A 12,081-nucleotide genomic window follows, 5' to 3' on the forward strand; every position below is an offset into this window, starting at 1 on the left:
GACGGTCCATCACAGTGCAGCGAATCCACTTGACCAGCACCGCGCCATCGTACGGCGCTCTGCGTGACGCGGGGTCACTCTCCGGGGTAGTCCATGCCGTACCAACTCGCCGTAGGGCATCGGCAGTTCGACGCTACGGACACGGACGGCCACCAAGTTGTCAGTGGGACCACGTAGCGTGTGACCAGCACGCAACACGACGCCGAGAAGGGGGAGTTCGGTGAGCAGTCTCCGCAAGGGGTTCGAGAAGGTCGAGGTCGGGTTGAAGTGGGACCCGAGCCCGATCGGCTCGCCGCCCCATGACCTGGACCTGGTCGCGGCGACGTACACGCGCGAGGACCCGCACGGCGCCCCGGCCTACATCGTCCACTTCGACAGCCGCTCCCCCGACGGGACGATTGCGCTCAACCGGGACAGCAGGACGGGCCAGGGCTTCGGCTTCGACGAGGTCATGACGCTCGAACTGGACCGTCTGGGACGGCAGTACGCGCGCGTGGTGGTGGGCGTGGCGATCCAGCAGAACGAGCAGCCGTCGGGCAGACCGAAGGCGTTCTGGAACGTGCCGAACACCGGAGTGCGCATACGCGAGGGGTACACCGACCTGTCGCAGCACGACTTCTCCGCGGTGGCGGGCCACGCGGCCACCACCATCGCCGAGTTCACCCGGGGCACCGACGACGAATGGTCGTTCCAGGAAGTCATACGTGGCTTTGACGGGGACCTCACGGCGTTCGCCGCCGCCATGGGCAACCTGTAGCGCGCAGGAACGCCGAAGGGCGGCGGGCCCCTTGGGGTCCCGCCGCCCTCGGCTCAGGCGATCGGCGCGATCAGCCCGACCTGTGCGATCAGCTGCAACCGCTGGTCGAGCCGCAGCCCTCGCAGATGTAGCAGGAGCCGGCGCGCTGCATCTTCGTGCCGCAGGAGAAGCAGAGCGGGGCGTCGGCCTGAATGCCCAGCTGCATCTCGACAAGCTCGGCGCTGGTGTGCGCCTGCTGCGGGGCGGGCTGCACGGCGGGAGCCTCGACCTTCGGCGTCTCGACGGCCTTCAGCTCCTGGGCGCGGGGCGCCGACTGGGCCAGGCCCTCGACGTCGACCTCGTCCTCGGACGGCTCGTAGGAGCCCGTCTCCAGGTGACGCTGACGCTCCTCGGCGGAGTGGATGCCGAGCGCGGAGCGCGTCTCGAAGGGCAGGAAGTCGAGCGCCAGGCGGCGGAAGATGTAGTCGACGATCGACTGCGCCATCCGCACGTCCGGGTCGTCCGTCATGCCGGCCGGCTCGAAGCGCATGTTCGTGAACTTCGAGACGTAGGTCTCCAGCGGCACGCCGTACTGGAGGCCGACCGAGACGGCGATGGAGAAGGCGTCCATCATGCCCGCGAGGGTGGAGCCCTGCTTGGACATCTTCAGGAAGACCTCGCCGAGACCGTCGTCCGGGTAGGAGTTGGCGGTCATGTAGCCCTCGGCGCCGCCCACCGTGAAGGAGGTGGTGATGCCGGGACGACCCTTCGGGAGGCGCTTGCGGACCGGGCGGTACTCGACGACCTTCTCGACGGCCTCACGGATCGTCGCCTCGGTCTTCGCGGTCACCTCGGCCTTCTCGCTCTCCTTCTTCTTCGCGGAGAGCGGCTGGCCGACCTTGCAGTTGTCGCGGTAGATGGCGAGCGCCTTGACGCCCATCTTCCAGGCCTCGAAGTAGACCTCCTCGACGTCCTCGACGGTCGCCGTCTCCGGCAGGTTGACCGTCTTGGACAGGGCGCCCGAGATCCACGGCTGGATGGCCGCCATCATGCGGACGTGGCCCATCGCGGAGATGGAGCGCTCGCCCATCGCGCAGTCGAAGACCTCGTAGTGCTCGGTCTTCAGGCCGGGGGCGTCGATGACGTTCCCGTGCTCGGCGATGTGCGCGACGATCGCCTCGATCTGCTCCTCCTGGTAACCCAGGCGGCGCAGGGCCTGCGGCACGGTGCCGTTGACGATCTGCATGGAGCCGCCGCCGACCAGCTTCTTGAACTTGACCAGGGCGAGGTCGGGCTCGAGGCCGGTGGTGTCGCAGGACATCGCGAGACCGATGGTGCCGGTCGGGGCGATGACCGACGCCTGGGCGTTACGGAAACCGTTCTTCTCGCCGAGGCGGACGACGTCCTGCCAGGCCTCCGTGGCGGCGGCCCAGATCGGGCTGTCCAGGTCGTCCATGCGGACGGCCGTGGTGTTGGCGTCGGCGTGCTGCTTCATGACGCGCTGGTGCGGCGTGGCGTTCTTGGCGTAGCCGTCGTACGGGCCGACGACCGCGGCGAGCTCCGCCGAGCGCTTGTACGAGGTACCCGTCATCAGCGACGTGATGGCGCCGGCGAGGGCGCGGCCGCCGTCCGAGTCGTAGGCGTGGCCGGTCGCCATGAGCAGGGCGCCCAGGTTCGCGTAGCCGATGCCGAGCTGGCGGAAGGCGCGGGTGTTCTCGCCGATCTTCTGGGTCGGGAAGTCCGCGAAGCAGATCGAGATGTCCATCGCGGTGATGACCAGCTCGACGACCTTCGAGAAGCGGTCGACGTCGAAGGACTGGTTGCCCTTGCCGTCGTCCTTCAGGAACTTCATCAGGTTCAGCGAGGCGAGGTTGCAGGACGTGTTGTCCAGGTGCATGTACTCGCTGCACGGGTTCGAGCCGTTGATCCGGCCGGACTCCGGGCACGTGTGCCAGTGGTTGATGGTGTCGTCGTACTGGATGCCGGGGTCGGCACAGGCCCAGGCGGCCTCGGCCATCTTGCGGAAGAGCGACTTGGCGTCGACCTCCTCGATGGTCTCGCCGGTCATGCGCGAGGTGAGGCCGAACTTGCCGCCCTCCTCGACCGCCTTCATGAACGCGTCGTTCACGCGGACCGAGTTGTTGGCGTTCTGGTACTGGACGGACGTGATGTCGTCGCCGCCCAGGTCCATGTCGAAGCCCGCGTCACGCAGGGCGCGGATCTTCTCCTCTTCCTTCACCTTGGTCTCGATGAAGTCCTCGATGTCGGGGTGATCGACGTCGAGGATGACCATCTTGGCGGCGCGGCGCGTGGCGCCACCCGACTTGATCGTTCCTGCAGAGGCGTCGGCACCGCGCATGAAGGAGACCGGACCCGAGGCGTTGCCGCCGGAGGAGAGCAGTTCCTTGGAGGAGCGGATACGGGAGAGGTTCAGGCCGGCGCCGGAGCCGCCCTTGAAGATCATGCCCTCTTCCTTGTACCAGTCGAGGATCGACTCCATGGAGTCGTCGACGGCAAGGATGAAGCAGGCGGAGACCTGCTGCGGCTGCGGCGTGCCCACGTTGAACCACACCGGCGAGTTGAAGCTGAAGATCTGGTGCAGGAGGGCGTACGCCAGCTCGTGCTCGAAGATCTCGGCGTCGGCGGGTGAAGCGAAGTACTTGTAGTCCTCGCCGGCCTTCCGATACGTCTTCACGATGCGGTCGATGAGCTGCCTGAGGCTCACCTCGCGCTGCGGGGTGCCGACAGCACCGCGGAAGTACTTGCTGGTGACGATGTTGACCGCGTTCACCGACCAGAACTCGGGGAACTCGACGCCACGCTGCTCGAAGTTGACCGAGCCGTCGCGCCAGTTGGTCATGACGACGTCACGGCGCGCCCACTCCACCTCGTCGTACGGATGCACGCCAGGAGTGGTGTGGATGCGCTCGATACGCAGACCCTTGGTGGCCTTGGCTCCCTTGGCTCGGGAACCTCGTGCCGGGCCGCTCGCCGTCTCTGTCATGCCGCCTCCCATATCGGGCTAAAACGCCCTAAAGTGCCCGGATCTTCCCGTGCACGGTGTGTGTCTTGTGTTGCGAGCGCCGCTCTTGCCGCCCGTAACAGGTCTGTGGATCGCCGCCGTCCGGCCCGGGGCCGTCAGTCGGCGGCGTGGGCGGGCACGGGGACTTCGATCGTCCCTCCGGGCCCGCAGTCGCCTTCTACGCGTTCTCCGCCGGCGCCGTCCGCGTCCGCGCCGGACGTCTGCTCTCTCAGTTCCGCGATGGCCGACTCGAAGTCCTCCAGCGAGTCGAACGCCCGGTAGACGGACGCGAAGCGCAGGTAGGCGACGAGATCCAGCTCCTGGAGTGGGCCGAGTATGGCCAGACCCACGTCATGCGTGGTCAGCTCGGCGCTTCCGGTGGCGCGCACCGCCTCCTCGACCCGCTGGCCGAGCAGGGCGAGGGCGTCCTCGGTCACGGGACGCCCCTGGCACGCCTTGCGTACGCCGTTGATGACCTTGGTGCGGCTGAAGGGCTCGGTCACCCCGCTCCGCTTGACCACCATCAGTGAACACGTCTCCACCGTCGTGAAACGGCGGGAGCAGTCGGGGCACTGGCGACGCCTGCGGATCGACGTGCCGTCGTCGGTGGTGCGGCTGTCGACGACACGGCTGTCGGGATGCCTGCAGAAGGGGCAGTGCATGAACTCCCAACCCTCCTTCACGGCACGACTCGATAGCCCCGAGCGGCTGGTCCAGCCCCTCGAAGCAGCCCCAAGCATAGGCGATGACCAAGACCTCGACGGACCAGGGACCACAACTTCTGGGCTGCTGATGCAATCCAACCACTACATCTGGGGTTTGGCCGCCTTTTGGTCCCTAGCGCGTGTCGCGCGGCCCCGAGTTCCGGTGCGCGTCACGGCAACCCCACAGGCCACAGGCCCCGACCGGCACGACGCACGGGAAGAGGGGGCGGTGCCCGGTTGACGGGGAGCGGGGTGGCAGACTGAGGGAGCCCACGGAGTGGGTCTCTGTCCCGGCGCTGAAGCGTACCGGATTGAGCCGAATTGCCTCTCCGCTCGAATGGCAGCCATACACCCAGGCGCATGATCACGACAAGTAATCTGCGATTTTTCACTCGAACGTGTGTTTGGCGCAACCTTTCGAAAGGAACTACCGTTGGCTAGCTAGGGAGACATTCTCGAGAGGGGCCGACCGACGTGACCACGACCGCAGACAGTGCCACCATCACTGCCCAGGGCCGCCCCCAGGGCCGCCCCCAGGGCCGACTCGAGCCGGTGCATGCCATGAATGACGCAGCCATGAACCAGGAGGGGCCCAAGCCCGGGCGCTCCCTGCCCGGCCGACCTCCAGGGATCCGCGCCGACAGCTCGGGGCTCACCGACCGCCAGCGTCGAGTGATCGAGGTCATCAGGGACTCCGTGCAGCGCCGGGGCTACCCGCCGTCGATGCGGGAGATCGGCCAGGCCGTGGGGCTGTCCAGCACGTCGTCGGTCGCCCACCAGCTGATGGCTCTCGAGCGCAAGGGCTTCCTGCGCCGTGACCCCCACCGCCCGCGCGCGTACGAGGTCCGTGGCTCGGACCAACCCAGCGCGCAGCCCACAGACACGACCGGCAAGCCCGCCGCCTCGTACGTCCCCCTGGTCGGCCGTATCGCCGCCGGTGGCCCGATCCTCGCCGAGGAGTCGGTCGAGGACGTCTTCCCGCTCCCCCGACAGCTGGTCGGCGACGGCGAGCTGTTCGTGCTGAAGGTCGTCGGCGACTCGATGATCGAGGCCGCGATCTGCGACGGCGACTGGGTCACGGTCCGCCGCCAGCCGGTGGCCGAGAACGGCGACATCGTCGCCGCGATGCTGGACGGCGAGGCCACGGTGAAGCGCTTCAAGCGCGAGGACGGCCATGTGTGGCTGCTCCCGCACAACTCGGCGTACCAGCCGATCCCCGGTGACGAGGCGACGATCCTCGGCAAGGTGGTGGCCGTACTGCGGCGCGTCTGACGCTCCTCCCTGACCGGGCCCCGGGACCAACTGCGCCGGTTCCGGGGCCCAGCGCTGTCCGCGCCGAGCCCCGCCAGAGTCCTGCCGGCCTACTTGTCGTCCGCCTTCGCCGCCGCGTCGATCGCGGCGAGGGAGCGCCGCACCTGGTTCCGGTCGGTCGTGTACCAGAAGTCGGGCATCGAGGCCCGCAGATAGCTGCCGTAGCGAGCCGTCGCGAGGCGCGGGTCCAGCACCGCGACGACGCCGCGGTCGCCCGTGGCCCGGACGAGACGGCCCGCTCCCTGCGCCATCAGCAGCGCCGAGTGCGTCGCCGCCACGGCCATGAAGCCATTGCCGCCCGCGTCCTCCACCGCCTTCTGGCGTGCACTCATCAGCGGGTCGTCGGGCCGGGGGAACGGGATCTTGTCCATGACCACCAGCTGACAGCTGGCCCCCGGGACGTCCACGCCCTGCCACAGCGACAGGGTGCCGAACAGACAGGTCTTCGGGTCGGCCGCGAAGTTCTTGATCAGCTCGCCGAGCGTGTCCTCGCCCTGCAAGAGGATCGGGTACTCCGGGATCCTCGTGCGCAGCTCTTCCGCGGCCGCCTGAGCCGCACGCATGGACGAGAAGAGGCCGAGCGTCCGGCCGCCTGCCGCCTGCATCAGCTCGGCCAGCTCGTCCATCATGTCGGTGCGCGTGCCCTCGCGCGCGGGGCGGGCCAGGTGCTTGGCGACGTAGAGGATGCCCTGCTTCGGGTAGTCGAACGGGGAGCCGACGTCGATGCCCTTCCACTCGGGCAGATCGTCGCCCTTGGTGCCCTCGGGGGCGAGGCCCAGCGACGCACCCACGCCGTTGAAGTCCCCGCCGAGCTTCAGGGTGGCCGAGGTGAGGATCACGGAGCGGTCGGCGAAGAGCTTCTCCCGCAGCAGTCCGGAGACGGACATGGGCGCCACGCGGAGGGACGCTCCGAAGCGCTCGTGCCGTTCGTACCAGACGACGTCCCACTCCGATCCGTTCGTGATCCGCTCCGAGACGTCGTGGATCGTCTCGACCGCGGCGAGGGCCTGCTTGCGCACGGCGTCCTCGTCCTGGACGGACTTGTCGCGCGTGGTGCCGAGGGCGGTGATCACGGTCCGCGCGGCATCGCGCAGGGCCATCAGCGCGTAGCCGAGGTCCTCCGGGATCTCCTCCAGGCGGCCTGGCAGGGCGAGCTCCATGAGCCGCTCGAAGCCCTCGGCGGCTGTCTGCAGCTGGTCGGCGGCCTTCTCGTTCACCAGCTTCGCGGCGCGGCGCACCGCCCGGTTGACCTGCCCGGGGGTCAGCTCGCCCGTGGCCACCCCGGTCACGCGGGAGACCAGCTCGTGGGCCTCGTCCACGATCAGCACCTCGTGCTGTGGCAGGACCGGCGCGCCCTCGATGGCGTCGATCGCCAGGAGGGCGTGGTTGGTCACGATGACGTCGGCGAGCTTGGCGCGCTCGCGGGACATCTCGGCGAAGCATTCCTGGCCGTACGCGCACTTCGACGCGCCCAGGCATTCGCGCGAGGAGACCGACACCTGGGACCAGGCCTTGTCCGAGACGCCCGGGGTCAGATCGTCCCGGTCGCCCGTCTCCGTCTCGTCCGCCCAGTCCCGCATGCGCAGCAGGTCCTGCCCCAGCTTGCTGGTGGGGGCGGCCGCCTCGAACTGGTCGAAGAGGCCCTCTTCCTCTTCCTGCGGCACCCCTTCGTGGAGGCGGTGCAGACACAGATAGTTCGACCGGCCCTTGAGCATCGCGAAACTGGGGCGTCTGCGCAGCAGCGGGTGGAGGGACTCGACCGTGCGCGGCAGGTCCCGCTCCACGAGCTGGCGCTGCAGTGCCAGCGTCGCCGTGGCGACCACGACGCGCTCCCCATGGGCCAGGGCCGGCACCAGATAGCCGAGCGACTTTCCGGTACCGGTGCCGGCCTGGACGAGAAGGTGGGAACCGTCGTCGATCGCCTCGGCGACGGTCTCGGCCATGGTCACCTGGCCAGGGCGCTCCGTGCCGCCGACAGCGGTGACGGCGGCGTGCAGGAGCTCGGGGAGTGAGGGCTTCGTCATAGCTCGACCACCCTAAAGGGAGCCACTGACAATCCCGCGATCAAGGCTGATGCAGGGGGTTGGGGACGGTGCCGTGCACGGCCGCGTGCGGGCGGTGGGAGCGGTCGCGGTAGCCGTCGAGGTGCAGCCGGTTGCGGTTGAGGCAGAGGCGCTCGATGCGGGGCGTGAGCAGGTCGAACATCTCGTACCGCTCCTTGAGCTCCGGGAAGCGGGAGTGGTGGCGGAGGATCTCGGCGCGCACCAGGGTCCAGAACTCCTCCTCCGGAACTCCGAGTTGGTCCTCGCACAGGGGCGCCAGATAGCGGAACACGCCGACGAAGAGGCCGGAGTGGATGAACTGGGTGAGGAAGGAAGGACGCTCCGTGAGCAGCACCTCGCGGACGTCCTGAGGCATGGCGTCGTGTTCGGGAAGGGGCTCCGAGCTGATGTTGACGTCGTCCACGAAGTCCTTGACGGCGAGGCGTACGGGAACGTCCTTCTCGTCGAAGACGACGATGGCGTTCTCGCCGTGGGGCGAGAACACGGTGCCGTAGCGGTACAGGAAGCGCAGCAGCGGCGGGAGCAGTGCCGCGAAGAGCCTGCGCAGCCAGGTGCCGGCATCGAGTCCCGACCGGGCGACCAGTTCGGCCGTGAACGCGCGTCCTTGTGGGTCGGTGTGCAACAAGGAGGCGAGCGTCCGGGCCCGCTCTCCGGAGGCGAGGTGGCGTGACACAGGTTCGCGCCAGATGGCGCCCAGCAATTCCTTGTACTGGTAGGGGACTTCGTCGAGCCCGTCGTACAGGGGGTGCTGAACGGTCACCGAGGCCACTTCGCCCAGCAGGATGACGCCGCACTCGTCCTTGAGGAACGGATCGCCGTCGCGGAGCGCCTGCATCCATGTGGTGACGGCGGGGGCGGCCAGCGTGCGCTCGGTCGGGAGTCCGCGCCAGACAAGGGTGTTGAGGACGGACAGCGGCAGCTTCACGGTGAGCCGCTCGGGGTGGGTCGTGTTCAGGAAGGTACGGATCGATTGCTGCGGCAGTCGGAGGTCACCGTCGGTGGGCAGCGGAACGATCGCGTCCGCGGCGATGGAGGGCGCGAACAGCGGCAGCACGATGTCGTCCCACTGCCAGGGGTGCACGGGCAGGTAGAGATAGGCCGCCGGGTCCAGGCCGCGGGCCCTGAGGGCGTCGGCGAACAGTTCCCTCGTCGCCGGGCTCAGTTCGCGGGAGTAGAGGGAGTCGGCGGATTCCAGGCCCCGGGCTCCGCGGTAGGTGGCGAGGCCGGTGTGCACCGCGATCCAGGGGAGGCCCGTGTGGCGTCGGGCCTCGGGGGCCCAGCGGGAGGTGTCGGTGGCGGAGAAGCCGAGGCGGCCCTTGTTCAGGACGAGCCACGGGTGGCCGGTCTGGTGCCCCTCCAGCTCGGCGTACCCGAGGTCGGCGAGCCGGTCCGCGGCGAGCGCGGTGTGGTCCAGGCGTGCGTCGGCGGCGAGGGTGACGGTCAGCTCGCGGAGCAGGTGGCCGAGCGTCGTGCCGTCGAGGCCGAGGATGTGCTTGGCGCGCAGGAGGAAGGCGAGGGGGTCGGTGAGCCGGGTGGGCTCCGTCTTCTCCGCGCCGGTCGGTCCCGGCGTCCACGTGAGGCCGGCGGGGTCGACCTGCCAGCTTCCGTACGCGCCTCGGCGGGCGCTGAAGCGGAGCTCGCCGCCGTCCGCCTCCGGCCCGTCGGGCACCGTCAGGGTGTAGGGGTGGCGGCCCGGACCTGCCGCGGCGTCGGGTTCGACCGGGACCGGCCGGAGGATTTCCTCGTACGCGAACTCGCCGATCAGTTTGGCCAGCAGTCGCGCGCCCGCCCGGTCCCAGTTCTCACGCGTGAGCTCGGGCGGGTCGTACAGCTCGGGCGATTCGGCGGAAGTCGGGACGGCGGACGGATTCGGCACGGGGACTCCTCGAGAGGGAACCGGATCGGGTCGAGCGGTGTACTAAGAGTGACCGACTCACAGCACGGTGCGCAGGGCTCGGTCACGGATCATGAGCGCGGCCCGCTTGTCGGGGAGGTCCACTTCGGCGGAGAAGCGGAAGCCGGCGCTCAGGAAGGCTGAGACGGAAGGGGTGTTGCGAAGGTCGGGTTCTGCCACGACGCGCGCGCATTGCGGGCGGTGATCGAGTACGAGGTCGGCGACGGTTTGGAGGAGCGTGGTTCCGAGGCCTCGTCCGCGGTTGGCGACACCACCGATGAGGAGGTGGATTCCGGTGTCGTGCGGGCGCGCCGGGTAGTGGCGGGCCAGCGGGTCGAGGTCGGCGCGGTAGATCTCCCAGTAGCTCATCGGTGTGCCGTCGAGGACGCCGAGGCAGGGCACGCTGCGTCCGTCACCGTCGAGTTGTGGGCGCAGATGGTCCGCTGTGACGGCTTCCGGGCCGGCGAGTTCCCAGAAGAGGGCGACGGCGGGGTCGTTCATCCAGCGGCTGATCAGCGTCAGATCACGCTCGATGCGTACGGGGACGAGGTGGAACACGCCGGACGGAGTGGTGACCGGCCCCCACTCCCCCACGTTGTCGAGCAGATCGTGCTCGGTCAGCGCGGTGGGGTTCGGGGAGGTGATGGCGTGGCGGGCGCCGTCCGGGCCGTGGGCGGCGGACATCTGCCCGTCCTGTTCGGCGATGAGCGCGATCAGTTCGTCGGGCAGGCGCAGGTCCAGGGTGTCCTGGCAGTCGGTGTTCTCGGTGCCGGTGACGGTTCCGCTCGGATCGGCGACGGGGGTGGCACCGGCGCCGGTGCTCGCATCGGTGGGGGGCACGACGACGCTCCTCTCAGAAGGTGGTCCGGGGTGTGGTCCTCGGTTCTCCGGGGTTCAGGAATGGAGGGGGTTGGTGATGGTGACGTAGACGGACTGGGTGTCGACGGGGCCGATGAGTTCGTCGAGGCCGTGCAGGCGCGTGAGCAGGTTCGCCTTGCAGCGGAGGGTGGGTGAGTCCAGCAGCAGGCCGGGGAGGGGGCTGCGCAACCGGGAGGGTCCGGCGGCGGCTTCGCCGAGGAAGCGGCGGAAGGCGGCGAGCAACAGCCGCTCGTCGGCCAGTTGTTGGGAGCCGAAGGCTCCGATCAGGCCGAGGACGTTGTTGATGGCGAGGTAGTAGGCGAAGCGTTCGTCGGTCACTGCGTCGGAGACGAAGGTGTCGCTGTCCGCGCCGATCCCGGGGAGTCGCTGGTCGAGTTCGGCGCGTCGGGACTCTCGGAAGTAGTAGCCCTGGTTGTCGCGGTAGTAGCCGCCGATGGGCCAGCCGTCGGAGTCGAGCAGCAGCAGCGTGTTCTGCTGGTGGGCTTCGAGGGCGATGCCGGCTTCGCTGTCGAGCCAGAGCACGGGGCGTACGACGTGTTCGAGGTAGCGCAGGAACCACTCGGTGGCCACGGCTCCGGCGGGCCGTCCGGTCAGGGCCGCGAGCCGGGTGATCGTGTCGGCGAGCCGGGAGCTCATGGGGGTTCGGCCGCGGCGGCCCGCCGGGGTGGCGGTCGGCCGGGGCGAGACGAAGCCGGCGATGCAGGCAGCGTCGTCGCCGGGTCCGAAGGGGTTGTTGCGGATCATGACGTCCAGGCCGGGGACGGGGTTGCCCGCAGCGTCGTCGACCGCGAGCCAGGCCGGGTCGCGGACGATGTCGAAGCCGGGGTGGGCGGCGTGCCACTGCTCGGCCAGGCCGGTGCGGAGCAGGCGGTGGACCTCGACGCCTCGGTGGAGTTCCTTGCGGAGGTTCTCGCGGCGGGAGTTGGTGATGCGCAGGCCGAGCGAGAGCTTCAGCATGGCGGGCGCGCCGGGGCGGTACAGGGTGCGGACGGAGGAGGTGGGGTACCAGGGTGTGCCGAGCGTACCGAGATCGCGCAGCAGGCCGGCGTCCAGGAGGGCGGCGGTGGCGGGCCGGTGCTGAAGTTCGCGGATCTGCCAGGGGTGCATGGGCAGGGCGGCATGGCCGTCGGGCAAGGAGAGTTTGGGGCCGGCGAGTTGGGAGGTGAGGTGGGCGGCGGTGATGGTGCGGCCGCGTTCGGTCCAGGCCGAGTCCTGGGCGAGGAGTTCGGGGGCGACCGAGATCCACTGGAGCGGGAAGGAGCCGCGCAACTCCGGTGAGTAAAGGCGCGATTCGCCCTCGGAGAGTCCCTCACGGCTCTTCGGCGTCGGGTGCAGGGGGTGGCCGAGGAGGAGCGACTGTTCCGCGGCGAGGAAGCGGTCCGGAGTGTCGGACGGTCGGCGGCGTCGGTCGGCGATGAAGTCCGCGGTGCGGCGCACCGAGTCGGCGACCCGGCCGACCAGGTCGCCACCAT

8 protein-coding genes are annotated in these 12,081 nt (G+C 69.3%); 2 read left to right on the forward strand and 6 right to left on the reverse strand.

Annotated features, from left to right (window positions below; genetic code table 11):
• The first annotated feature begins 220 nt into the window (after window positions 1–220).
• Window positions 221–757 carry a TerD family protein gene (locus M4J07_RS42400; RefSeq protein ID WP_255981591.1) on the forward strand — a complete coding sequence of 179 codons (537 nt, stop codon included), beginning with the start codon at window positions 221–223 and terminating at the stop codon, window positions 755–757.
• A gap of 88 nt (window positions 758–845) precedes the next feature.
• On the opposite strand, the gene M4J07_RS42405 is transcribed toward M4J07_RS42400, so the two are convergent.
• Window positions 846–3,740 (reverse strand): vitamin B12-dependent ribonucleotide reductase, encoded by a 2,895-nt coding sequence (locus M4J07_RS42405; RefSeq protein ID WP_255981593.1) that lies wholly within the window; start codon window positions 3,738–3,740, stop codon window positions 846–848.
• A gap of 134 nt (window positions 3,741–3,874) precedes the next feature.
• Complete coding sequence (gene nrdR, locus M4J07_RS42410) at window positions 3,875–4,420, reverse strand: transcriptional regulator NrdR (protein ID WP_255981595.1); 546 nt, start codon at window positions 4,418–4,420, stop codon at window positions 3,875–3,877.
• Between the two features lie 516 nt (window positions 4,421–4,936).
• On the opposite strand from nrdR, the gene lexA reads away from it, so the two are divergent.
• Window positions 4,937–5,734 (forward strand): transcriptional repressor LexA, encoded by a 798-nt coding sequence (gene lexA / locus M4J07_RS42415; RefSeq protein ID WP_255981597.1) that lies wholly within the window; start codon window positions 4,937–4,939, stop codon window positions 5,732–5,734.
• 89 nt (window positions 5,735–5,823) lie between these two features.
• Here the strand turns inward: lexA and M4J07_RS42420 are convergent, their stop codons facing one another.
• The 4 genes from M4J07_RS42420 to M4J07_RS42435 form a co-directional block, all read right to left on the reverse strand.
• On the reverse strand, window positions 5,824–7,797 hold the full coding sequence (locus M4J07_RS42420; RefSeq protein WP_255981599.1) for an ATP-dependent DNA helicase: 1,974 nt from the start codon (window positions 7,795–7,797) through the stop codon (window positions 5,824–5,826).
• 40 nt (window positions 7,798–7,837) lie between these two features.
• Entirely contained in the window at window positions 7,838–9,712 is a 1,875-nt protein-coding gene (locus M4J07_RS42425; RefSeq protein WP_255981601.1) for an IucA/IucC family protein, read from the reverse strand.
• A gap of 57 nt (window positions 9,713–9,769) precedes the next feature.
• The gene (locus tag M4J07_RS42430) at window positions 9,770–10,570 is read right to left on the reverse strand and encodes a GNAT family N-acetyltransferase (RefSeq protein ID WP_255981603.1); all 801 of its coding nucleotides are present in this window, start codon (window positions 10,568–10,570) and stop codon (window positions 9,770–9,772) included.
• Between the two features lie 54 nt (window positions 10,571–10,624).
• Window positions 10,625–12,081: IucA/IucC family protein (locus M4J07_RS42435; protein ID WP_255981605.1), on the reverse strand; the 1,457-nt coding region annotated here is incomplete at its 5' end.

This window comes from Streptomyces longispororuber (assembly GCF_024448165.1).
Lineage (GTDB): Bacteria > Actinomycetota > Actinomycetes > Streptomycetales > Streptomycetaceae > Streptomyces > Streptomyces longispororuber_A.